The sequence below is a fragment of the Pseudoalteromonas sp. DL-6 genome (assembly GCF_004328665.1).
Classification (GTDB): Bacteria; Pseudomonadota; Gammaproteobacteria; order Enterobacterales; family Alteromonadaceae; genus Pseudoalteromonas.
In genome coordinates, this window is sequence record NZ_CP019770.1 from 1,221,459 (window position 1) to 1,245,840 (window position 24,382).

A 24,382-nucleotide genomic window follows, 5' to 3' on the forward strand; every position below is an offset into this window, starting at 1 on the left:
ATGTTTAACAAAATTAAAATAGCCTGTTTAGTTTTAATATTAGGATTTCAAAGTGTGGCACATGCAGCACTTGAAATTGTTATTACTGAAGGTATAGACGGCGCAAGACCGATTGCGATTGTGCCATTTAAATACCAAGGTATTGGTCCTATTCCAGAGCAGCTAAGTGATGTAATTGCTGCCGATTTAATGCGCAGCGGTAAGTTTAAGCCTGTGAGTGTGTCGCAAATGCCGCAACAACCTCACAAAGATGCGGATATTGATTACAGTGCTTGGGTAAACCAAGGTGTAGAGGCTGTATTGGTTGGTGAAGTAGAGCAGCAAACCAACGGACGCTATCTAGTGAGATATGAGCTGGTTGATGTTATTCGCGGCCAAATCACTGGCGGTGAAACACAAATGATGAGCAGCGGTAAGCTGATTCAAAGCCAAGATCATATTTTAGAAGCGCGTCAAAGCGTGATTGGTGAAACTGGCTTTCGTCGTTACTCGCACCGCATCAGTGATGTAATTTATGAAAAACTAACTGGTGAAAAAGGCGCGTTTTTAACAAAAATAGCCTATGTTATTGTTCGTGATACTGATGAAAAGCCTTATCAGTTAGTAGTTGCTGACTACGATGGCTTTAATGAACAAGTATTATTGCGCTCAAAAGAGCCATTAATGTCGCCAGTATGGTCACCAGATGGCACAAAATTAGCGTATGTAACATTTGAAAATCGCCAGAGCCAAATATTTATTCAAGACATTTATACCGGTAAACGTGAATTGATCACCAGCTATAAAGGAATTAACGGTGCGCCGCAGTTCTCGCCAGATGGTAAAAAGCTACTGTTGGTGCTGTCAAAAGATAAAACTGGTGCAACTGAGGTTTACTTATTAGACTTACTAACACGTAAAGAGACACGATTAACTCGCCATCGCAGTATAGATACCGAACCTTCGTGGTACCCAAATGGTCAAGATATAGTATTTACGTCGGAAAGGGGTGGTAATGCTCAGATTTATAAGTTAAATTTAAAAACTGGCAGATCTCAAAGATTAACCTTTGACGGTGACATGAACCTAGCGGGTTCTATTTCGCCAGACGGAAAAGAATTAGTGATGGTAAACCGTACTAACGGACAGTATCATCTTGCTAAGAAAGAGTTGGCTACAGGTGCGTTCCAAGTTTTAACCCGAACTCGCCTTGATGAATCGCCGAGCATAGCGCCAAATGGCTCGATGATTATATATAGCACGCTCCATAATAATAAACAGGTACTTGCGCTAGTATCGATGGACGGCCGTTTTAAAGCACGCTTACCTGTGCTTGATGGACAAGTAAAGGCACCGGCTTGGTCGCCATATTTACAGTAATAATTGCTGGTTTACTCAAAATAGGAATCTACTCAATGCAACTTAACAAAATACTTAAAGGCCTGCTAATTGCTGTGCCAGTAATGACACTAGCAGCTTGTAGCTCATCTTCAGATATCGATGAAAATGCAGCTAACCAGTCAAATCAAGCAACTGTTGAACAAACAACTGATACAGTTGAAGTAGCAACAATGACGCCAGAGCAACAAGCTGAAGAGCAACTTCGTCAAAAGTACGAAGCGCTTCGTCAAGAGCAAATCATTTACTTTGGTTTTGACACTGCAACGATTCAAGGTCAATACGGCGAGCTACTTCGTGCACACGCTGAGTTTTTAGTTAAAAACCCTTCAGTTAAAGTATTAATCGAAGGCCACGCAGATGAGCGCGGTACGCCAGAGTACAACATTGCACTGGGTGAGCACCGTGGACAAGCAGTTGAAAAATACCTACAAAGTTTAGGTGTTTCTGAAAGCCAAATTTCAGTAGTTAGCTACGGCGAAGAGAAGCCAATGGTTAAATCTCGCACTGAAGAAGCTTTCGCTAAAAACCGCCGTGCGGTACTAGTTTACTAAGATAAGAGATATTATGAAGCCGAAAATTATTTTGGCAGCCATGATATTGAGCGGGAGCACCCAGTTAATGGCTGCTCCCGCTCCTGTTTCAGAAGCTGCAAGTTCACAGTCGAGCATTGAAAAGCGTTTAGCGACGCTTGAAAAGATGATGCAACAGCGTAACTTCTTACAAGTAGAGTTACAGCAACAGCTTAACTTACTGCAAGACGAAGTGAGTCAAATTCGCGGTGTTACCGAAGAGCAAAGCTATAAACTAGAAAAAGTATTGCAGCGCCAACGCGAGCTTTATCAAGAAATAGAAAACCGTGTTAGCCAAGCATATGCTAAACCGGCCACTCCAGCACCTACAACAGACTACACGCAACCAGGTAGTGATCAGAGCTACAGCAGTGATTTATCTGAAAACGAAGCGTACGAGCGTGCTGTTGCGCTTATAATGAAAGATAAGCGCTATGATCAAGCTATTCCAGAATTTCAAGCGTTCTTAACAACGTATCCAAATTCAGTGTACACCTCGAACGCACATTATTGGCTTGGGCAATTATTAACGATTAAAAATGACGGTGTAAAAGCAGCCGAGCATTTCAAAGTAGTTGTTAACGAATTTCCAAACTCGAATAAGCGCCCAGATGCAATGTTAAAGCTTGGTACACTTTTACAAGAGCAAGGGTTAAAGGCTGAAGCGCAAAAAATACTGAATGAGCTTATCAATCAGTACCCAAGTACAACTGCTGCTAAATTAGCCACAGATCGCTTATCAAAATAAATGTTGATGCTTGATTAGACTGCTTTTTGTCATAAGCGGTCTAAATTTGCTCAACTAGACATAAAAACTTAAAAAAAGAGACAATTTCGGTTGCACTCATTTTATAAATAAGTATTATAAGCGCCCGCAGCAAACGAATGGTAACCCCACTCGAAATGCGACAAAAAGAGCGGGTCATTAGCTCAGTTGGTAGAGCAGTGGACTTTTAATCCATTGGTCGATGGTTCAAGTCCATCATGACCCACCATCCTTTATTGTTAATAAAGTTTGGTCTTTAATCGGCGGATTTACGTAAAGTGTTAACAAACACACAGAGCGGGTCATTAGCTCAGTTGGTAGAGCAGTGGACTTTTAATCCATTGGTCGATGGTTCAAGTCCATCATGACCCACCATTCTTTTTTAAACTAGAATGGTCTAATCGGCGGATTTACGCGTACTTACTTTTTACAAGTAAACCAGAGCGGGTCATTAGCTCAGTTGGTAGAGCAGTGGACTTTTAATCCATTGGTCGATGGTTCAAGTCCATCATGACCCACCATTCTTTACTGAATGGCTATAATCGGCGGATTTACGCAGCCTTACTTTTTATAAGTAAACCAGAGCGGGTCATTAGCTCAGTTGGTAGAGCAGTGGACTTTTAATCCATTGGTCGATGGTTCAAGTCCATCATGACCCACCATTCTTTACTGAATGGTTATAATCGGCGGATTTACGCAACCTTACTTTTTACAAGTAAACCAGAGCGGGTCATTAGCTCAGTTGGTAGAGCAGTGGACTTTTAATCCATTGGTCGATGGTTCAAGTCCATCATGACCCACCATTCTTTACTGAATGGTTATAATCGGCGGATTTACGCAGCCTTACTTTTTTATAAGTAAACCAGAGCGGGTCATTAGCTCAGTTGGGTGAATAAGAACCGAAACGAAGTTTCGCAGTCTTATGAACGCGAGTCAGGACGACGAGCCGGTCCCACGCTTCAGGATGAATTAATGGCAGTTAGACACAGAGCGGGTCATTAGCTCAGTTGGTAGAGCAGTGGACTTTTAATCCATTGGTCGATGGTTCAAGTCCATCATGACCCACCATTCTTTACTGAATGGTTATAATCGGCGGATTTACGCAGACTTACTTTTTATAAGTAAACCAGAGCGGGTCATTAGCTCAGTTGGTAGAGCAGTGGACTTTTAATCCATTGGTCGATGGTTCAAGTCCATCATGACCCACCACTTCTGGTACACTTTCTCCGTATAATATATTCCTTAGTATCTCCCTTATTTTTATTTATAAACTGCCTGACTAGATTGCTATTATTTAGCGTTCGTTTCTCGTATAATTTGCGCTATTAATTACACTGTAAATAAAGTGGTCGAGAACATGAGTTTAGCTCAAACTATTATGCCTGAAGGTTATATTTTCCCTCCTAAGCCGGCACCGTTAACACAAGACGAAAAAGGCGAATATAAAGCGCGTATAAAACAATTACTGCAAGAGAAAAACGCGGTACTTGTTGCTCATTATTACACTGATCCTGAAATTCAAGCACTTGCTGAAGAAACGGGCGGCTGTGTAGCCGATTCACTCGAAATGGCACGTTTTGGCGCTCGCCATGAAGCCGACATAATCATCGTCGCGGGTGTACGTTTTATGGGTGAAACCGCTAAAATTTTAACGCCTAACAAAACCGTGGTGATGCCTACACTTGAAGCAACCTGTTCATTAGATATTGGTTGCCCTGTGGATGAGTTTTCAGCGTTTTGTGATCAACACCCAGATCGTAAAGTGGTGGTATACGCTAATACCTCTACCGCGGTTAAAGCGCGCGCTGATTGGATAGTTACCTCATCGTGTGCACTTGAAATAGTAGAGCACTTAGATGAGCAAGGTGAAAAGATTATATGGGGCCCAGATAAACATTTAGGCAGCTATATTCAAAAGAATACTGGCGCCAATATGATCATGTGGAACGGCGCATGTATCGTACATGATGAATTTAAAACTAAAGCGCTAAAAGATTTTAAAGTATTGCATCCAGATGCGGGCGTATTGGTGCATCCAGAATCACCGGCTGAAATTGTTGAACTCGCTGATGCTGTTGGCTCTACTAGCCAGCTTATTAAAGCAGCGCAAACTATGCCTAATAAAAGGTTTATTGTGGCAACCGATCGCGGTATTTTTTATAAAATGCAGCAACTATGCCCAGATAAAGAGTTTTTTGAAGCGCCAACGGCTGGTAGCGGCGCTACATGTAAAACTTGTGCTCACTGCCCTTGGATGGCAATGAACGGCTTACAAGCGATTGAGGAAGCACTGATTGATGCCAGCGGTAAAGAAGTGTTTGTTGACATGGATTTGCGCGAAGGCGCACTTAAATCATTAAATCGCATGCTAGATTTTACAGCTAACATGGCAAAATAATAAATGGCAATATAATGCATTAGATAAAGGCGATACTCAGGTATCGCCTTTTTTATTTGCTTATGGGTGGTTAGTTTGATTATTGAGCAGTTAAAAGCGTGATGTTAAAAAGGCCTTGCACCAAGCAAGTGTATTTCATACTATAGCGCGCTGTTGCAATGCAACATTGTGGAGAGATGGCTGAGTGGCTGAAGGCGCACGCCTGGAAAGTGTGTTTAGGTTAATCCCTAACGAGGGTTCGAATCCCTCTCTCTCCACCATCATTCTATATTAGGACGTCTCAGGACGTCCTTTTTTGTGCCTGTAATAAAGTTAAGCGTGTTGGCTTTGTACTTGGCGTTTGTCTTTACGCTGATGTTTTAATGTATACATTCGTTGGTCGGCTAAGGTTAAGCAAGCTTTATAGTCACTACATTCCTCACTACTTGCTAAGCCATAACTCACGCCTGATAACGGCCAGTTTTTCTGAACTTGTTGATGAATATAATTTAACGATTCGTTGATGCTCAGGGTGAGTTGGCCGAGCTGTTGTGCTGATTTAACGTTACACACACAAATAAACTCATCACCGCCAGTTCTGCATACCTCACCTTTATCGGCTAACGCGCTTTTAATTAACCGTGTAACTTCAATGAGTAGTTTGTCACCGTGAGCATGACCTAGGTGATCGTTAACGCTTTTAATATTGTCGCAATCTATAAACACTATGAGGTAAAAATTATCTAAGTTATCGAGCACTTGTTGTAATTGCAGCCGGTTTCCTACTTTGGTGAGTGGATCAATGCGTGATAACTCTAGCGCTTTTATATAATTGTTTTGCTTTATTTTTAGCCATTCAGATAAAGAAAGCAAAATACAGATACAATCAATGGCCAGAGCAATAAGCACCCATAATTCAGGTGAACTTATTTCTATTAAATTTAGGTGCGATAAAATAAAAATAACCAAGGATAAGCTATAAACAAGGTTGCCAGTTAAAAAGTATTTCGCTCTAAAGTCCTTCATCCCCAGCATTGTAAAGCCAAGCTTTAAGCTTAAATACACCCAAATTGCAGCGAGGAAGTGAGCTAAATAGAACACCCAATGAAAGGATAAAAATAGGTTTAAAAAACCACAGGCAAGTGCCGTTATGGAAAAGTACTTTAAAAATCGGCTAATACCAGTACGGGTATGTTGGTCAAAGTTAAATAAGTAATAGGCAAATGAGCTGGCAGAGGCAATAGCAAAGGCAAAAATATACATGCCAAAGTAATGGGTGTTAATCGCATGGTAATTAAAAAGTAGCGCAGCTATCCCCGCTGCGAATGCCCAACCAATGCCATGTAACCCTATGTAACCTGCACAAAATAATGCCACGCGATGTCGTGTTTTAAAAAACATGATCAAGGCCATGCAAGCCAAGGTTAGCATTATCGTTATAGACACTAAGCTTAATGAATTGATATAAAACTGAAGTTTAACAAACCTAGATTGAGGAATAACGTTAATGCTGACAGGTTTGGCAAAGTGCTTAGCATTAACATAAAGCCATAAAACACCGTGTGAATTAGCTTCTAGTTGTAATTCAAAAGCTCGGCTGTGCATTACAATGGCTGATGGGCTGGCACTATCTTGTGAAAAGTCAGCGACTTTTCTGATCCCACTAGCATCTTGATAAAAAGCAACGCCACTATCTAAGTAATTAACTTGGGGTATTATATACCAGCGTCCAGCGCTCGTTGTGGTTAAACTAATTTTTGCTATTGCACTGCCATTCGCACTGTACAGCGAAGTGATGGGAGTATTAACATTGTTATAGGCATTAACGAGTTGCTCACCTTGGATTGGTTTAGCTAAATCTACTTGATGCCAAATAGCTGATTTTAATTGTAAGCTGTCATGTTCGTTTAGTGTTACAGCAGATGCACTAAAACCAATGGTTTGTAGTAGCAAACAACATATTAAATTGAAAGTGTACCGCATGTAATACCTAAGTTAGTGATCCTTAAAAATTATACTGCATTTTTAGCAGAATAATTATCGTTATGACTGTTTCAGCGTATTTTTACTTAAAATGTGGCTGTTAACTTTATATCGCTCCAAGAAGATAAATAAGTGAGTGGCAAATTATTACGCTACAGTACGTTGTTAGCGACGCACATCTTTTGGCGCGCCGCCTTGTGGCCAGTCATTCACTTTATTGGCAAAAACAGGGCGCTCTAAATGAGAAAAATAATAAGCAATGTCTACAGCTTGTTGATCGGTTAACATACCTTCTTGTCCCAATGGCATATTCCCTTTAATAAACGCAGCTGCGGTGTAAGTACGTGCCATGCCCGCACCATCATTAAATGACTGGTTGCCTGCAACAGCAGGGAACATGTAAGTATTATTGGGGTATAAGCCTTGTCCGTCTAGTTGGTGACAGCTTGCACAGTGCTGAGCGTAAAGGGTTTTGCCGTTACCGGCGTTTGGAATAAGCTCTTTATTAATAGTGACAAAACCTGTTTTTCCTTGCAGGTCATCTTTGCTTTTTATATTTAGTGATAAAAAGTTCATATAGCCGACGATAGCCTGCATTTGAACCGAGTCAGTAGCCAGAGGCTGGCCATTCATTGAGCGCTGAAAACAGCCATTAATTCTATCTTCTATGGTATTTATTTTTGCATTGCGAGAGCGAAATTTAGGATACACCACATTCATCCCTACGTAGGGTGCGGCTTTAGCTACGCGTCCCTCGTTAAGATGGCAGGAACTACAATTAAGTCTATTGTTAACGTTGTTCGGAAGTTGTTTATAAGTATCAATAATCAGCAAACGACCATAACGAATGAGATCTGATTCTGGGCTAGCATCGAGATCCTTAATAGCAGGAGTGTCTAGCGTGTTAGGGTGATTTGCCGATAAGTTTATAATTGTCGGCGCATTACTTAGCACTGTTTGTAATGTTGATTGTGTTTCTTGTGAGTATACGGGCAAAGTAAATAACGTCGCTAATACAACACTAAAATGAACTTTAAACATAATATAACCCAAGCTAATAATAAATAGAGTCTCACCATGACTATTGTTAGTTAAGTTTAATTAGCAGCAATGCAATTGATGAGTTTGATGATTCACGCCTATTTAAAATATAGTTAAAAACTATATAGAAGGTTAATGATTCGGCTATTTTTTTATTAATGGATGTTTAGGGCTGGATTTTTGGCAAAAGGAAGGGGTAATTAAAGTGCCGCTGAAAAGAAGTAATTAAAGCCATTTCATTGTGAAATGGCTTTGAGCAGTTGTTTAATACTTGTTCTTTTTGGCACTGAGCTGTGCTTGAAACTCATCAGGAAATAAAATTGTGCCGTCGTCTTCTTCGGTAGGGAACACGGCAACCAGTAAGTCGTCTTCTTCAAGGCCTGGCGTCCAGCGGCTAAACCAATCTGTTGTTGGAATTGCTTTAGGTGTACATCCTTCCCATTCGCCGGTTGCCCATGCTTGTGCAAACTCACGGGTTGGCCATACAGGCACACAGTCGTCGTCTTCGTTAGTGAGCATGACGCAGCCGTCGTCATCATTTAAAATCCACATTTGCTTAAACTGCTGCACAGTTTCGTACATGTATGCGAGTCGTTTTTTTGCGCCAAGGCCTAAAATTACGTCGTCTTGCTTTGATAAATTGTCAGTGGTCATTTTTGGCTCTCTCTCACTGTGGGGGGAATACAAAAGGCAGCGACATACTGCGCTTTAAAATTTAGTTTAGCTAATGGCTGCAAGCAGCTCATCGGCTAGTTGGTTTAGTGCGTCGGGGTCTTGATTTGTTAATGCGTAAGTGCGCAATCCATAAATACCCATAACACAAAATCGTGCTAGTTCTATGGCACTTCGCCCATTGGTAATTTCTTTATTATCTATCGCTTTTTGTAATTGGTGCGCAAAGGCGTGCTCGTACGCCGTTAAATTAGTACGTAATACCTGGCAAATTTGTGGATCGTTACCCTCCACCTCACTAATGCTTTTTGTAAGCAAGCACACTTTAGTTGCTTCGCCGTCAATACATTCTTGCACAATGATATTAAGGTATTGTTTCAGCGTATCTAAAATACAATTACTGTGCTCAAACAGCGCCGTAAACTGTGTATTGCGATCGGTTTGGTATTGCTCCGTGGCGGCTAAAAAAATGCCTTTTTTATTACCAAATGCCCCATACAAAGAACCCGGATGTAAATGGGTGGCTTGAGTCAGTTTTTGCATACTGGTTTTTGCGTAGCCATGCAGCATAAACATGGCCATAGCTTGGCGTAGTACAAACTCTTTATCAAATTCTGCAGTTCTCATAATGACTCTTTTAGTGGAGAGAGTAGTAATGAATAAATTTATTTTTCTTAGGCCTAGGTGGCAGTTTACGCAATCTTAAACAAAGTTTCAAAATTATACTTGAATATTCATTCAAGTGACCTTATCTTGAATGTACATTCAACAAAGGATAAATATTATGTCGATTGACTTACTTTCACCTTTTAAATTAAATAACAGCATAGAACTGCAAAACCGCGTACTTATGGCTCCATTGACCCGCTGTATGGCAGATGACAATTTAGTGCCAACACAAGCCATGGTTGATTACTACGCTCGCCGTGCTGATGTAGGCTTAATTATTAGTGAAGCCATTATTATCCGTGCTGATGCTCAAGGTTATCCAAATACACCGGGTATCTTCACCAGCGAACAAATTCAAGGTTGGAAAAAAGTCACTGACGCTGTACATGCCAATGGCGGAAAAATGTTTGCACAACTTTGGCATGTTGGCCGTGTAGCACACCCACACTTTTTTGGTGGTGATGTACTGGCGCCTTCGGCTATAGGTGTTGATGGCTCAGTACCGCGTATGCGTGAGCTGACTTATGTTACGCCAAAACCTGTAACTAAAGACGACATTAAAGGTTTAGTGGCCGATTACGCTAAAGCGGCAGAAAATGCGATGGAAGCGGGTTTTGACGGTGTAGAAATTCACGGTGCAAATGGCTATTTAATTGACCAATTTTTACATTATGCAGCAAATGAACGTGATGACGAGTACGGCCAAACACCAGAAAACATGTCGCGCTTTGCACTGGAAGTAACCGATGCAGTTATTGATGTAGTAGGCAATGAGCGCACCGCAATGCGCTTAACGCCAGGTGCTTATTTTAATATGAGCGAAGACAATCGCGATAAAGCAGTATTTGATTACTTATTGCCTGAGCTTGAAAACCGCAAGTTAGCTTATTTACACGGTGGTATTTTTGACGACAGCATGCGTTTTGATTCACTAGAAGGTAAATCAACCTCTGAATTTTTACGTGCCGGCTATAAAAGTACTTTAGTGGGTGTAGGGAGTTATAGTTTTGAAACTGCTAAAGAAGCGATTAACGACAATAAATTTGATTTAATTGCTATTGGTCGCCCGCTTATTGCTAATCCAGACTACATTAGTAAAATTAAAAACGGCGAAGAAGTCACACCTTACAGTGACGAAATGCTAGCTGAATTGAAATAGTAACTAATTTAGTAAAAACGATAGGGCACTCATGGGCAGCTATGAGTGTCTTTTTTTATACATTTATTTGCCATAATTTACTCATAATTGTTTAACCTTGCTGTCAATAAAGTTCCCCCTCGTTGTCATATTTAAAAATTAGACTGTGCCCGCTTTCATAATTACCTTTTATAATTAGAATCAAACGGGACAACAATGTACGCTTTAAAAAATAAATCGATTTTGAGCATGGCTGTGGCCATGGCGGTATCAACTTCAGCTTATGCTAACGATAACGTGATAGAAGAAGTAACCGTTACTGCAAAACCAACCAGTTATGCAAACAACGTTATTGAACCTGCCATGCTTGAGCAACAAAGCTCGGTATCGAGTGTGTTATCAGTAATAGATAACTTACCTGGCATTAGCATAAACGAAGGCGACGCATTTGGCGGCGACGATTGGTCAACCACTATTACCATGCGTGGTTTTAGTATTGACTCAAACCAGCAGCAATTAGGTATGACGGTAGACGGTATTCCTAATGGCGGTTCTAATTATGGCGGTGGTGCTAAAGCGAATCGTTACCTAGATAGCGAAAATTTAATCACCGTGGAAGTAGGTCAAGGCACTTCAGATATTAAATCAGCCTCGTTAGAGGCACTAGGCGGTACTTTTAACTTTGTAAGTAAAGCGCCTAGCGTTGAAAAAAGCACCACTTTTGCATATGCCTCAGGCAGCCATGACGCGAGCCGCTATTACGTTAAACACGAAACTGGCACCATTTTCGATAATACTCAAGCGTATGTAAGTTACTCGCAAACCGATACTAGCCGTTGGATTGGTTCGGGTAGCAATGGTGGTAAAGATAATCAACACGCTGAAGCGAAATTTGTCACCACCCTTGATGAGTTAACTATAACAGGGCGTTTATCTTACGATGATGTAAGCGAGACGAATTATAATAGCGTGAGCTTGGCACAATTTGAACAAACTCCAGATTGGGATCAACTAACATGGAACTGGACAGGCGTTCCGCACTTTGACCAAATGTTTGCAGAAGGTTGGGGCACGCTGCGTGAAAACACTCTAGGGTATTTAAAGTTTGAATACGCGATTTCACCCACCTCATTGTTAACCATTAGCCCTTATTATCATAAAAACTCAGGCCGAGGCGATTGGATCCCTCCTTATTTAACGTCCCCTGTAGATGAAAATGGTAACCCAACCACAGAAGGTGGCACAAACGCAGGCTCTTATGGCTTTACAGATAGTAATGGTAACCCACTTGCTCCCAATGCAGGTTGTACGGCTAGCTTAAACTGGCCGTGGGAGTCAGGCCCTGAGCTTAATCCTGCATGTTACGATGCTGATGCAACGCCAGTTATGTCTTATCGTCATACACATTATAATAAAGACCGTTTAGGGGTAACTGCTAATTATCAAGCAAGCATTGGCATGCACGATATTGAAGCCGGTTTTTGGTATGAGCAAAGCGACCGTGATGAGTCACGAGATTGGCATAAAGTTATAGATGCGCGCATTTATCATCACTTTGATAACACCCCTTATTGGACGCAATATAAAAACACCTTTGAGACCGATACGCTCAAATGGTACGCCCAAGACTCAATGTCATTTGACGACTTAACTCTTAACCTAGGGGTTAAAAAGTACTTAGTAGATATAGAAAAGTATGACCATTATCAAAACGCCACCACAGCTAAAGTAAACAGTGATTCAGACCTTCTATTTAGTGGCGGTATTTTATATCAGTTAAACAGTAACACTGAGTTATTTACCAGCTACAGCGAAAACTTTGCCGCCATTAAAGATGGTGTGCTTGAGCGCGATAGCTCTGACTTGTCAGCTATTGAGCCAGAAACCGCAGAAAATATTGATTTAGGGGTGCGTTATGACAATAACGCACTTAAATTAACGGCAACGGCCTATTCAATTGAATTTGATAACCGTATTACCTTTATAGCGCCAGGTAGCGACACGGGTGGTATTGATTACACCATAGGTACTAACGGCTCGTACCTAAATGTGGGCGGTATTGAATCGAAAGGTTTAGAGCTATCAGCAAGTTATATGTTGAGCCCACAGTGGAATGTATATAGTTCATACACCAATAATAACTCTGAATACAAAGGCGATGCGCCAGGGTTTGAAGCAGGAGGCAAAGTAATTGACTCAGTGGATGATTTATTTGTGCTATCAACCGATTACTACAGTGGCGATTTCCGCTTTGGTTTATCGGCTAAATACACTGGCGAGCGTGGCGATGTAGATAGCTACACCGTGGTTGATTTAAACGCAGGTTATGCAGCCGAAGTTAACGCAGGCCCGTTTAAAGCCGTTGATATTGCTTTTGTGGTTTACAACATTACTGATGAAAGCTACCTAGCGGGCGGCACAGGCAATGGAAGCACTTACTTTATTGGCGCCCCACGCACAGCAGCCGTGACGTTAACGGCCACGTTTTAAAACGTAATAAACGTAATTAAGCCCATCATTGATGGGCTTTTTGCTATAAAAAGGTTGATGAGAACACAATGAAAAGCATGATAAAAATAACTGGATTAAGTTTAATTTTATTGTTTAATAATATGGCATTGGCTGCACCACAAAATGTGGTGTTGGTAACTTTAGATGGGGTTCGCTGGCAAGAAGTATTTAATGGTGCCGATAGCAAGCTGATTAATAATAAAGAATTTGTTAAGCAACCAGCACATTTAAAGAGCCAGTTCTGGCATGAAAACCCGCAACAGCGTCAACAATTGCTAATGCCATTTTTAACTCAAACTATCGCAAAGCAAGGCGTTATTATTGGCGATAGAGCTAAAGGCTCAACTATGTCGGTGAGTAATCCGTGGTATTTTTCATACCCTGGGTATAACGAAATTCTCACTGGCGAAGTGGATGAAAGTATCAACAGTAACGACAAGGTTTTCAACCCAAATAAAACTATTTTAGAGCGTTTAAACGCCCAACCTGAATTTAAAAACAGCACCGCGTTATTTGGTAGTTGGGATGTGTTTCCTTTCATTGTAAATACCCAGCGCAGCAAGGTGCAGGTGAATGCGGGGTTTATGCCCGTTGCTGATGATTTATTTGTCGACGCAGCGCTACTTAATGCGCTACAAACAGAAATACCCAGCCCTTGGCACAATGTGCGGCTTGATAGTTTTACCTATCGATTTGCTAAGGCGTATATGCTGGCGAAAAAGCCAAGACTATTGGTGATTAGTTTGGGAGAAACTGATGATTTTGCTCACGATGGGCATTACGACGCCTATTTAAAATCGGTTAAGCAAAGCGATGCATTTATAAAAGATTTGTGGCAAACCATTCAAAGTACCCCAGGTTATAAAAATAATACGACGCTGATCGTTACTACTGATCATGGCCGTGGAAGTCATGCCAGTGATTGGCAGCATCACAGCTCTCGTCGAGCATTGCTAGAGCTTAACCTAGGCGCAGATGTGTTTCCTAACGGCATAGTAGGCTCTGAGCATATTTGGCTTGCTGCCATTGGCCCTGCAATTAAAAATAACGGCTTAATTAAAACTAAAAATGAGCTCAAACAAGCGCAAATTGCCGCCACCGTTTTAAAAGCACTTGGGCAAAATCCACTCATAATTAACGCTAATATGGCACCGGCTATTAATGAGATTTTAAAATGAAACAGTTACTAAAAACCCTTAAGTATTCTGCACTGTTACTGACTATTGTGATTAGCAGTGGAGCAATGGCTGCGCCGTCTAAAATATTATTTGGTTCTTGTGGGCACCAAGATAAAGACATTCCTATATTTAACGCCATTAACAAAGAGCGGAGTGATTTATTTATTTTTTTAGGCGATAACATTTATGGCGATACTAACGACATGGCTGTACTTAAAAATAAATACCAACGCCTTGGGGCAAAGCCTGGCTTTAAAGCACTACGCGCACAAACACCAATAATAGCCATGTGGGATGATCACGATTATGGTCAAAATGACGCGGGGAAAGAGTATCCGCATAAAGAAGCATCGCGGCAAATCATGCTCGATTTTTGGCAAGAACCGGCAAACTCAGCGCGCCGTACCCGCCCTGACGGCATTTATACCTCGTACATGTATGGCGAAGGCGAGCAAACCGTGCAGGTGATCATGCCAGATTTACGCTTTAATCGTGACACACTTAATTCTGTTAGCGAGCTTGAGTATTACACCAAGCGTAAAGCAAATAACCAAGGCCCGTACAGTCCAACTGAAGTTAAAGGCGCGTCAATGCTAGGGGAGGCACAGTGGCAATGGCTTGAAGCCGAGCTGAAAAAGCCAGCGGCAATAAAGCTAATAGCGTCGAGCTTGCAGTTACTGCCAGATTTTACCGGCTGGGAGTCATGGGCAAATTTTCCTGAGGATCGAAACCGTTTATTTGCGCTAATTAAAAAACACCAAGTAAATGGTGTGATTATTATTAGTGGCGATACTCACTGGGGCGAGATTTCAAGGTATCAACAAAACCTTGATTATCCGCTTATTGAAATGACCAGCTCAGGTCTGACAGAAAAGTGGAAAGACGTTAGCCCTAACCAGCATCGTGTGGGTAATTACACACATAATGTTAACTATGGTGATTTAAGCATAGACTGGCAACAAGTCGACCCTGCTATTTCATTAAAGCTTAAAGGCATTGAGGGTCAGGTTATTATGCAAAGTGATTTTAGTCTTTCAAGTATTAGTCCTTATAAATAGCATCACCATTTAAATAATAAACGCACTGCGATTAAAGCTGTGCGTTTAAAAGTTTACTATCGGCGGGCTAACTTGCTGATTTATTAATGCCAATTTCCCCTTAGCGCTACCGCTTAAATTGAAAATATCTTACACTGGCTTTATCTCAAGTAAGGCTGGTATCGTATGCTCAATATTATTCAATCAAACCGTATGGAAGCCCTGCAAGCGCAGTTTCATCAGCTATTAAAAATAAACCCATTGCAAAGCCCATTTGATAAAGAAGTGGTGTTAGTCCAATCGCCGGGCATGTCGCAGTGGCTTAAAATAGGCTTAAGTGAAAATTTAGGTGTAGCGGCGCAGGTTGATTTTCCACTGCCGTCGAGCTTTATTTGGCAGTTATATCAGCAATTACTGCCAGGTGTGCCTAAAGAGTCGGCCTTTAACAAACCTAACCTTGCTTGGAAATTGTTTGCAATTTTACCTCACTGCATAGACGAGCCACTGTATTTACCGCTAAAAACCTATTTAGAGGGCGATATTGACGGCCAAAAAACCTTTGCACTATGTGAAAAAATAGCCGATGTGTACGACCAATACTTGATGTACCGCCCCCATTGGATAGCCAGATGGGATAGTGGCATCGATGAGCTTGATGATGTTGATATAACCATTGCGCCTTGGCAACCCGATTTATGGCGTCGTATAGTCAAATTAAGCAAGCAGCTGGAGCAAAGCCAATTTCACCGTGCCAACATGCAAGGGCAGTTACTCAGTGCACTTGAGAGTATGGATAACAGCTTATTGCCAAAACGCATTAGCTTATTTGGCATATCGGCGATTGCCAGCTCGCAACTTGAGGTGTTTGAAGCCTTAAGTAAAAAAACTGAAGTGTTTTTGTTCTTTTTTAACCCTAGCGAGCATTATTGGGGCGATATCATTGATGAAAAAACAGCGGCTAAAATCACCGCTAAATATGCCAAAATGCCGCTGCTGGAAGCACAGCAAAAAAAGCACACTAACCCCGATGAGGAATACTATTTTATTGGTAATCCGCTGTTATCGTCGTGGGGTAAACTAGGCCGCGATTATTTTGAGCAACTAGTGCAGCTTGATGCCCGCTGGATTGATGGCTTTATAGATGCATTTGACGACAGCTTACTTGGCCAAGTGCAAAGTGAAATTTACCAACTTGCCTTTAAAGGTGAGTCGCTCACCGATAACAAAGAATGGTTTATTAACGATGAGGGCAAGCTGCCAATAAGTGTAAACGATGCAAGCATTACACTTAGCGATTGCCATACACCACTTCGAGAAGTAGAGCGTTTGCACGATTACTTACTTAATTTGTTTAATCAGAACCCAGCGCTTACCCCCAAAGACATCATCGTGATGATGCCCGACGTTGGTACCTACAGCCCTTATATTGAAGCAGTTTTTGGTGGTGCACAGGGCAGCCGATTTATACCTTATGCGCTAGCCGATTTAGCCATAGAGCAAGAAAAGCCAGTGCTGAGTTCGTTTGCTAGTTTAGCTAACCTACCGTTTTCGCGCTTTGGTGTGTCGGATATTCTCGATTTATTACAGGTTACCCAAATTGCTGAAAAATTTGGCTTAGAAGCGCATGAATATGAGCAAATTCAGTATTGGTTGGAGCGCGTTGGCGTTAAATGGGGTGTAAACGCTGAACATAAAAGTAGCTTTGATTTACCCGCAATTGAGTTTAACACTTGGCAACATGGCTTAAACCGGCTACTACTGGGTATTGCCATGCGCGATGAACAATGCCCATTTAATAGTATTTACAGTGCCGATGAGGTTGAGGGCATGGCACTCGATACACTCAACAAGCTGGTACATTTTATTGATGTATTGCAAGACTTTAAAGTTAAGCTCACCCCCGATGATACACTCACTAATAAAGCCCAAATTTTAAGTGAGCTGCTCAATACTATTTATGAGAGCGAAAGCGACGACAGTTGGGATTTATTAGTACTGCAAAAAGTACTCGAAGATATAGGTAAGCACCACAATAACGGTGATTACAGTGAGGCCGTATCGCAGCGCATTGTTAGCTATTTAATTAAACAAGGCATACAAGAGAAAGGTGTCGGCCAGCGATTTTTAGTGGGGCAAGTGAATTTTTGTACCCTCATGCCAATGCGCGCCGTCCCCTTTAAGGTGGTATGTATGCTAGGCTTAAACGATGCCGATTACCCACGCACGGTGCAGCCAATCGGATTTGATTTAGTACCTTATTCTAAAAAGCAAAAGGGTGACCGATCACGTAAACTCGATGACCGTTACCTCTTTTTAGAAGCGCTTCTTAGTGCCCGAGATAATTTATATATGAGCTACATTGGCCGATCATGTTTTGATAACCAGCCACGAATGCCATCAACACTCGTCAGTGAATTGTTAGAATACATAGGTCGCAGCTTTAAACTTAGCGAACCCAGTGATAAATCCTTGCCAGATTGTCTTATTAGCCAACAACATTTACAACCTTTTAATAGTCATTATTATTTGCCAGCTAGCGCTGAACAGGCAAGGCTTAACAACCACAGCTATAACCCAATTTGGCTGCCTAGCGAGGCCATTGAGCCAAAAGCAATTACTACGCTTGATGTAACGCCTCCAGAGTTGCTTGATCTTGATGTGTTTATTCGAAGTGTGTGCCATGCCCAAGAGAGCTTTTATCAGCAAAGCTTAGGGTTACGTTTGCCGCAATTTAACGACATAGCCAAAGATGAAGAACCGTTTAGCTTAGATGCGCTGCGCCGTTATTTTTACCTTGATGAAATACTTGAAGCTAATATTAACGATACCCCACTGAGTACCGAGCAAATACTGCAGCGCGGTGAGTTGCCGCAAGCTCATGTTGGCAGCTTAATTTATGAGAGCATGCAACATCGTGTTGATGCGCTTGCAGGGCAAGTAAAACAACAAATAAAAGCGGGTAAAAGCGAACCGATAGAAGTGTTACTGTCACTTGAAAACACCACTATTGAAGGCTGGCTAAACCATGTGTATATGCAAAAACAAGTGTTTTATCGCAGTGCCAGTATTAAAGCTAAAGATTTAATTAAAGGCTTTATTTATCATCTTGCTGCACAAAGCATGCAACAAGAGGTTGAAACCTTATTGCTGGGTTTAGATAAGCAAATTAGCTTTGTCCCAATGAGTAAAGCCGATGCCGATTTATTGCTCGCAGATTGGTTTGCGCTTTATAAAGCATTACGCAACAAGCCCGTGGCGTTTTTTCCGGTAAGTGGTTATGAATACGTAAAAAGCGGTGGTGATATGGCAAAAGCCAACAGTAAATTTAGTCCACAGTATATTGGCCGAGGTGAGGGGGAAAACCCTTATATTCGTTTAACGGTGCAATCACTTAATGACTGCCAAGACGAATTTATACATTGGAGCGATAAGCTACTCGCCCCATTATTTGAGCACGCCAAGGAGAGTGACTATGCAAGCGCTTAATCCACTCACTATGCCATTATCAGGGCAAAGCTTAATTGAAGCCAGTGCTGGCACAGGTAAAACCTACACAATCACGGGTTTGTATTTGCGTTATTTATTGGGTATGCAAATACCTGGTGAGCTGAATACGCCATTGAGTGTTGAGCAAATTTTGGTAGTAACCTTTACTGATGCCGCCACGCAAGAAATTAAAGACCGTGTTCGTAGCCGTATTATTGCTGCGCGTGATGCGTTACTGGGGCAAGTACCCAATGATGAGCTAATTGAGGATGTAATAGCGGGCGTTGATGACAAGCACCGTGCATTTGACTTACTCGATGCCGCAGCTAAATCAATGGACGAAGCAGCTATTTTTACCATTCATGGTTTTTGTCAGCGAATGCTAAAGCAGCATGCGTTTGAATCCGGTGTGGCATTTAACTTAGAGTTCATTTTAGATGAGCGCGATATTCTGCTTGAAACCATAAAAGACTTTTGGCGCGCGTTTGTATACCCACTTAGTAAAGAAAAAACAGATGCGATTTTAGCGGTATTTGCCGCGCCCGAATCACTATTTAGTCATGTAAGTAGTATTTTAAATAAGGCGAACGCAGAGATAACCCCGCAAGTTAGTTTAGATGCGGTATGGCAAGCGCGAGATGAATACTTGGCGCGTGTTCCAGCTTTTAAAAAAGCCTGCCTAGAGCAAGAGTTTATTGGTGCTGTTAAAGCATCCGATTTAAGTGGCTCAAAAACACCTGGGCGAAAGGGCAGCCTTGCTGCACTTGAAGCATTTTGCTTAGGCAATGATGACTTTTTTGAATTTGGTACCAGTAAGTATTCGTTTGAGGTGTGGAGTAGCGAGAACTTAAGTAATGCCGCTAATTATAAAAAAAATGGCATATTACTGACGCATCCACTTATTAGCCAATTCGATGCCTTAGCCGCACTTAACAACACCATCAACCAAGGGTTAAAAATTGCGATAGTGCAATATGCGGCGAGCTGGGTAAAAGCGGCCATAGTTAAACGCAAACAAGAACAAAGCGTGATCACCCCTGACGATTTACTGACTAATTTACACAGTGCCCTAAAGAGTGAACAAGGTGATGTGCTCGCACAAAAAATAGCGCAGTTATTTCCGGTGGCAATGATAGATGAGTTTCAGGATACCGATCCGATTCAGTACGGTATTTTTAGTAAAATTTATGCTCAAAGCAATACCACTTTAGCTATGATAGGCGATCCTAAACAAGCAATTTATGGGTTTAGGGGCGCAGATATATTTACCTACATTGGCGCAAAAGAAGCGGTAGATGAGCCACAACAATTTACATTGGGCACTAACTTTCGCTCAAGCAGTGATATTGTAAATAGCGTAAATAGCTTATTTAGCAAATACGACAACAGCTTTATTTATAACGATGCCATTCCCTTTAATAAAGTGAAAGCCAAGGGCAAAAAAGCAGATGAGTCGTTTTTAATTGATGGCAAACCGGCCACCGCCTTTGAATTTAATGTGTTTGTAGATGAAGCCGGCGATGAAAAAAATAAGCCGACCAGTAAAGGCGTAGGGCAAGCTCATTTAGCCACCCATTTTGCTAATAAAATAGTTACTTTACTTGAGCAAGCAAACCAAGGTGTTGCCTGTATTGGCGCTAACCCTGTCAGTGCTGCTGATATTTGTATTTTGGTGCGCGACCGCGTTGAAGCACAAATAATGAAGCAAGCGCTGAGTAAAGCTAATATTGCCAGTGTGTATTTGTCTCGCGACAGTGTATTTAGCCAAGAGTTGAGTCATCACTTGCTCAATTTTTTAACGGCTTTGCATGGTCAGTACGATGAGGCATTACTACGCGGTGTATTAGCCGGCCCGTTATTTTGTTTGAGCTATAATGATATTTTTGCTCTAGCCGATGATGAAAATAGCTGGCAAGAACACCTAAACTTTTTTGCTCAACTTAGCCATATTTGGCATAAGCAAGGGGCAATGGCAATGCTTGAACGCTTACTGAGTCATAATCAGCTCAGTGCCAAATGGCAAGGCTTGGGCTATAACGTAGAGCGGTGGCTTACCGACTTTAGACACCTTGGCGAAATACTGCAGCAAAAACAAATTGAGCTTGAAGGGACACTTCGTTTATTACGTTGGTTTGCGCAAAAGGTGAGCCAGCAAGATGGCGAAACAGTGCAAGTTCGCTTAGAAAGTGATGCGAACTTAGTTAAAATTGTGACTATGCATGCCTCAAAGGGGCTTGAATACCCATTGGTATTTATGCCATTTGCCAGTGGTTATCGTGAAACTAAAGACGCGCTTTATCATCAAAACGGCAAGTTGATTTACGATTTAAGTAAAGATGAAGATGCCCTGCAAAAAGCCGAGCAAGAACGTTTAGCAGAAGACTTACGTTTGCTTTATGTGGCACTGACCCGTGCAGTGCATTTTTGTTCGCTGGGCGTGTATAACATTTCTCAAGGGCAAAGTAGCCGTTTAGCAATTCAAAGTAGTGCGCTGGGGCATGTGTTGTTCTCAGGGTTAGAGATAACCAGCAGCCAAGTGTGGCGCACCCATTTAAGTGAATTTTGTGAGGCTAATCATGCTATGCAATATCAGCAATTTACCTCAGGCGAATTAGTTGATCAGGGCATATTTCGGTTAAAAAATAGTGACACTAAACAGCACGATTTACTTATTAATACAGTAACGGCGCAGATTGAACGTGACTGGCGAGCAACTAGCTTTAGTGCCTTGAGCTTTAAAAAGCATACAGAGCAACTTGCTCCTGGGCGCAGCGATGAAGATCATCAAAGAGATGAGTTTGCCGTGCAGCAAGATGAACTTCCTTCACCGTATAGCTTTCCAAAGGGTGCAAAACCAGGGAGTTGTTTGCACGAAATATTTGAGCAGCTTGATTTTACCAGTCCGGTAAGTCATCCCACGAATACAGAGCAAAACTTAACGGCTGTGATTGAGCGTGCTTTTGAAAAATACCATATCGATGAGCAATGGCAGCAAATTACCGAGCAATGGATACTCGATGCACTTAATTGCCCGTTAAACAGCGAGAATAATTTAAGTTTGAGCCAATTAGCGCCAAGTGACTGTTTAGTAGAAATGGAGTTTAATTTACCACTTAGCAGCCTCAGTGCCCCTAAGCTTAATGAAGTGTTGATTAAATATTTTGGCTTTAACCAAAGTAAACTTGAGTTTGCCCATGTTAAAGGGTTACTAAAAGGCTTTATAGATTTAATTTTTTGCTACCAAGGCAAGTATTATATTTTAGATTATAAATCTAATTATTTGGGTAGTACCGCCGCTGATTATGTGCCGGAGCAGCTAGAGCAAGCCATGACCAGCCACCAATATCATTTACAGTATTTAATTTATACCGTAGCGCTGCATCGCCTGCTTAAACAGCGAATTCCCGATTATTCCATAGAGGCGCATTTAGGCGGTGTTTATTATACTTTTTTACGCGGTATGCCAGCAGGAGAGGGAGTGTACTTTAAACAGCTAAGTGCAGATCAAGTCGTTATTTTAGATGGCTTGTTTAGCCAAGGAGCCATGCTATGAGTGATTTAAATCAACAACCGGGTTTGTTTGATGACTTAGATGATGCGCCTTTAGATGAACCTGTGCTCACAACAGCACAGCCAACGATGCAGGCCAGCGAAAGCATTAAAGTCGTGCCGTTGCTAACGTATTTAACGGACGAACATAGAGTGCGTGTGGTTGATGTAAAACTGGCTGAATTGCTCAGTGGCACAAACGCACAGCAAGGGTATGACGACCTCTTTTATATAATTTTAATGCTGTGTTTATCGCAGCAAAGCCAACATAGCTGTTTAACCCTAACAGAGGTTGATTGGACTAATCCGTTTAATTTACGTCAAAGCGACTTTACTAAACTAGAGGGCACACAGCCTGATACTCTGAGCCCATTTAGTGATGACTTTACGACTGAGGCGGCAATAGGTTATTTACTCTCACATCACAGTGTTGGGGAGCAAAAGCCGCTGCAATTGTTTAATCAACGGTTATATTTTTCTCGTTTAGCAGGCTATGAACAGACTCTTGCGCAACGATTACTAACAATGAGCGAGCGACAACTTAACATTGATGATGCAGTACTTGCTCAGTTATTAACTCGCTACTTTCCTGATGATCCGAGTATTGATATTGATTGGCAAAAAGTAGCGTGTGCCATTGCCGCTACAAAAGGTTTTAGTGTGATCACGGGCGGGCCTGGTACAGGTAAAACCACCACGGTGACAAAGCTGTTAGCGATTTTGCAGTCGTTATATCAAGCGGCACCATTGAGCATAAAATTAGTAGCGCCCACCGGTAAAGCAGCGGCGCGACTAACCGAGTCAATTTTAGGGGCCAAAAATAAGCTTAATGAAATACCGGATGAGATTAACGCGTTGATCCCGCAAAGTGCGCAAACCATTCATCGTTTGTTAGGAGTTAAGCCATTTACCAATAAATTTCGGCACGATAAAAGCAATCCGCTGCATGTTGATGTGCTGATTATTGATGAGGCCAGTATGGTCGACTTATCACTTATGGCTAAATTAATTGAGGCCTTGCCAGATCATGCACGATTGATTTTACTCGGCGATAAAGACCAACTTGCTTCGGTTGATACTGGCAGTGTAATGAGTGATTTATGCCAAGGGTTAGTGCTTGGACAAACACCGCGTTATTCAAAAGTACGCTGTGAGCAATTGAACACGCTGTGTTTTAATGGCGCTGTTAAACTCAACGCGCAAAGTCAAAGTGAGTTTAAACTCGCTGACTGCATTGCCTTTTTACAACATAGCTATCGGTTTGATGCAAAAAGTGGCATAGGTCAATTGGCGCTGGCGGTTAATACCAACAACCGTGGGATATTAAACTATGTTGAACAACAAAGCAGCGAAGGGCATTTTAGCGATATTATTTTAGACTATGACTTTGTTTCCACACCAATTGAAAAGTTAGTAAATAGTGCCGCAAGTCATTATGCTAATTACCTAACACTGATAGCCCAAGGTGCTAGTGTTGCACACGTGCATGCAGCTTTTGCCAGTTATCAGTTACTGGCTGCGGTTCGTGAAGGCGATTATGGTGTTAATAGTTTAAACCTGCGTATTGAACGGGTATTACAGCAGCAAGGTTTAATAAGCGTTAACCCTAATCAGCGGCATTATACAGGGATGCCAATTATGGTTAGCCAAAACGACTATCAGCTAAAATTATTTAACGGTGATATAGGGATTTTAATGCCCGATGATAGCGGTCAACTCAAGGCACTGTTTATTGATGAGCAAGGCAATGAACGGGCATTTTCGCCCGCACGATTACCGGCGCACGATAAAGTCTATGTAATGACCATTCATAAATCCCAAGGCTCAGAGTTCAGCTATACCGCGATGGTATTACCGCCGCTCAAGCAAGCGAGTATCGGTATTAACAGGCAATTAGTGTACACAGGAATTACCCGCGCAAAGCATACCTTTGAGCTGGTGGCAGATAAAAAAGTGCTGCAACTGGCCATGGGTAAAAGTGTATCACGGGCGTCAGGCTTGTATGAGCGATTAGTGTAAAGCCATA

General features: G+C 41.8%; 15 protein-coding genes and 8 tRNA genes. 19 read left to right on the plus strand and 4 right to left on the minus strand.

Annotated features, from left to right (window positions below; translation table 11 throughout):
- From tolB to B1F84_RS05770, 12 genes are all read left to right on the plus strand, one after another.
- A complete protein-coding gene (gene tolB, locus B1F84_RS05715) occupies positions 1–1,359 on the plus strand; it encodes a Tol-Pal system beta propeller repeat protein TolB (protein ID WP_008468400.1) in 1,359 nt (452 codons plus the stop codon).
- Between the two features lie 35 nt (positions 1,360–1,394).
- On the plus strand, positions 1,395–1,931 hold the full coding sequence (gene pal / locus B1F84_RS05720; protein WP_008114144.1) for a peptidoglycan-associated lipoprotein Pal: 537 nt from the start codon (positions 1,395–1,397) through the stop codon (positions 1,929–1,931).
- Positions 1,932–1,944: 13 nt separating this feature from the next.
- On the plus strand, positions 1,945–2,697 hold the full coding sequence (gene ybgF, locus B1F84_RS05725) for a tol-pal system protein YbgF (RefSeq protein ID WP_131690821.1): 753 nt from the start codon (positions 1,945–1,947) through the stop codon (positions 2,695–2,697).
- Positions 2,698–2,868: 171 nt separating this feature from the next.
- Positions 2,869–2,944 (plus strand) — tRNA-Lys (locus tag B1F84_RS05730).
- Between the two features lie 70 nt (positions 2,945–3,014).
- Positions 3,015–3,090 (plus strand) — tRNA-Lys (locus B1F84_RS05735).
- 70 nt (positions 3,091–3,160) lie between these two features.
- Positions 3,161–3,236, plus strand: a tRNA-Lys gene (locus B1F84_RS05740).
- Between the two features lie 65 nt (positions 3,237–3,301).
- A tRNA-Lys gene (locus B1F84_RS05745) sits at positions 3,302–3,377 on the plus strand.
- A 65-nt stretch (positions 3,378–3,442) separates the two neighbouring features.
- Positions 3,443–3,518, plus strand: a tRNA-Lys gene (locus B1F84_RS05750).
- Between the two features lie 189 nt (positions 3,519–3,707).
- Positions 3,708–3,783: transfer RNA gene (locus tag B1F84_RS05755), tRNA-Lys, on the plus strand.
- A 65-nt stretch (positions 3,784–3,848) separates the two neighbouring features.
- Positions 3,849–3,924: transfer RNA gene (locus tag B1F84_RS05760), tRNA-Lys, on the plus strand.
- 148 nt (positions 3,925–4,072) lie between these two features.
- A complete protein-coding gene (nadA, locus tag B1F84_RS05765) occupies positions 4,073–5,113 on the plus strand; it encodes a quinolinate synthase NadA (RefSeq protein WP_131690822.1) in 1,041 nt (346 codons plus the stop codon).
- Positions 5,114–5,283: 170 nt separating this feature from the next.
- Positions 5,284–5,373: transfer RNA gene (locus B1F84_RS05770), tRNA-Ser, on the plus strand.
- 52 nt (positions 5,374–5,425) lie between these two features.
- Here the strand turns inward: B1F84_RS05770 and B1F84_RS05775 are convergent.
- The 4 genes from B1F84_RS05775 to B1F84_RS05790 form a co-directional block, all read right to left on the minus strand.
- Positions 5,426–7,075 (minus strand): diguanylate cyclase, encoded by a 1,650-nt coding sequence (locus B1F84_RS05775; protein WP_131690823.1) that lies wholly within the window; start codon positions 7,073–7,075, stop codon positions 5,426–5,428.
- A 165-nt stretch (positions 7,076–7,240) separates the two neighbouring features.
- Complete coding sequence (locus B1F84_RS05780) at positions 7,241–8,116, minus strand: c-type cytochrome (RefSeq protein WP_131690824.1); 876 nt, start codon at positions 8,114–8,116, stop codon at positions 7,241–7,243.
- 264 nt (positions 8,117–8,380) lie between these two features.
- A complete protein-coding gene (locus tag B1F84_RS05785; RefSeq protein ID WP_131690825.1) occupies positions 8,381–8,770 on the minus strand; it encodes a DUF2750 domain-containing protein in 390 nt (129 codons plus the stop codon).
- A 66-nt stretch (positions 8,771–8,836) separates the two neighbouring features.
- Positions 8,837–9,415 carry a TetR/AcrR family transcriptional regulator gene (locus tag B1F84_RS05790; RefSeq protein WP_131690826.1) on the minus strand — a complete coding sequence of 193 codons (579 nt, stop codon included), beginning with the start codon at positions 9,413–9,415 and terminating at the stop codon, positions 8,837–8,839.
- A gap of 157 nt (positions 9,416–9,572) precedes the next feature.
- Between B1F84_RS05790 and B1F84_RS05795 the strand changes: the two genes are divergently transcribed.
- From B1F84_RS05795 to recD, 7 genes are all read left to right on the plus strand, one after another.
- Positions 9,573–10,616 (plus strand): alkene reductase, encoded by a 1,044-nt coding sequence (locus B1F84_RS05795; protein WP_131690827.1) that lies wholly within the window; start codon positions 9,573–9,575, stop codon positions 10,614–10,616.
- 195 nt (positions 10,617–10,811) lie between these two features.
- On the plus strand, positions 10,812–13,085 hold the full coding sequence (locus B1F84_RS05800; protein ID WP_131690828.1) for a TonB-dependent receptor: 2,274 nt from the start codon (positions 10,812–10,814) through the stop codon (positions 13,083–13,085).
- Between the two features lie 68 nt (positions 13,086–13,153).
- A complete protein-coding gene (locus B1F84_RS05805; protein ID WP_131690829.1) occupies positions 13,154–14,284 on the plus strand; it encodes an alkaline phosphatase family protein in 1,131 nt (376 codons plus the stop codon).
- Complete coding sequence (locus B1F84_RS05810; RefSeq protein ID WP_131690830.1) at positions 14,281–15,342, plus strand: alkaline phosphatase D family protein; 1,062 nt, start codon at positions 14,281–14,283, stop codon at positions 15,340–15,342. Before B1F84_RS05805 ends, B1F84_RS05810 begins: the two co-directional genes overlap by 4 nt.
- Positions 15,343–15,507: 165 nt before the next feature.
- Positions 15,508–18,807 (plus strand): exodeoxyribonuclease V subunit gamma, encoded by a 3,300-nt coding sequence (gene recC, locus B1F84_RS05815; protein WP_131690831.1) that lies wholly within the window; start codon positions 15,508–15,510, stop codon positions 18,805–18,807.
- The gene (gene recB / locus B1F84_RS05820) at positions 18,794–22,360 is read left to right on the plus strand and encodes an exodeoxyribonuclease V subunit beta (RefSeq protein ID WP_131690832.1); all 3,567 of its coding nucleotides are present in this window, start codon (positions 18,794–18,796) and stop codon (positions 22,358–22,360) included. Before recC ends, recB begins: the two co-directional genes overlap by 14 nt.
- The gene (recD, locus tag B1F84_RS05825; protein WP_131690833.1) at positions 22,357–24,375 is read left to right on the plus strand and encodes an exodeoxyribonuclease V subunit alpha; all 2,019 of its coding nucleotides are present in this window, start codon (positions 22,357–22,359) and stop codon (positions 24,373–24,375) included. The genes recB and recD overlap by 4 nt, the downstream gene beginning before the upstream one ends.
- Positions 24,376–24,382: the final 7 nt, after the last annotated feature.

Coding starts and splice junctions, on each gene's coding strand:
- tolB (WP_008468400.1), top strand. CDS start 1: ATGTTTAACAAAATTAAAATAGCCTGTTTAGTTTTAATATTAGGATTT.
- B1F84_RS05805 (WP_131690829.1), top strand. CDS start 13,154: ATGAAAAGCATGATAAAAATAACTGGATTAAGTTTAATTTTATTGTTT.
- ybgF (WP_131690821.1), top strand. CDS start 1,945: ATGAAGCCGAAAATTATTTTGGCAGCCATGATATTGAGCGGGAGCACC.
- B1F84_RS05800 (WP_131690828.1), top strand. CDS start 10,812: ATGTACGCTTTAAAAAATAAATCGATTTTGAGCATGGCTGTGGCCATG.
- B1F84_RS05810 (WP_131690830.1), top strand. CDS start 14,281: ATGAAACAGTTACTAAAAACCCTTAAGTATTCTGCACTGTTACTGACT.
- B1F84_RS05775 (WP_131690823.1), bottom strand. CDS start 7,075: ATGCGGTACACTTTCAATTTAATATGTTGTTTGCTACTACAAACCATT.
- recD (WP_131690833.1), top strand. CDS start 22,357: ATGAGTGATTTAAATCAACAACCGGGTTTGTTTGATGACTTAGATGAT.
- recC (WP_131690831.1), top strand. CDS start 15,508: ATGCTCAATATTATTCAATCAAACCGTATGGAAGCCCTGCAAGCGCAG.
- B1F84_RS05795 (WP_131690827.1), top strand. CDS start 9,573: ATGTCGATTGACTTACTTTCACCTTTTAAATTAAATAACAGCATAGAA.
- nadA (WP_131690822.1), top strand. CDS start 4,073: ATGAGTTTAGCTCAAACTATTATGCCTGAAGGTTATATTTTCCCTCCT.
- recB (WP_131690832.1), top strand. CDS start 18,794: ATGCAAGCGCTTAATCCACTCACTATGCCATTATCAGGGCAAAGCTTA.
- B1F84_RS05785 (WP_131690825.1), bottom strand. CDS start 8,770: ATGACCACTGACAATTTATCAAAGCAAGACGACGTAATTTTAGGCCTT.
- pal (WP_008114144.1), top strand. CDS start 1,395: ATGCAACTTAACAAAATACTTAAAGGCCTGCTAATTGCTGTGCCAGTA.
- B1F84_RS05780 (WP_131690824.1), bottom strand. CDS start 8,116: ATGTTTAAAGTTCATTTTAGTGTTGTATTAGCGACGTTATTTACTTTG.
- B1F84_RS05790 (WP_131690826.1), bottom strand. CDS start 9,415: ATGAGAACTGCAGAATTTGATAAAGAGTTTGTACTACGCCAAGCTATG.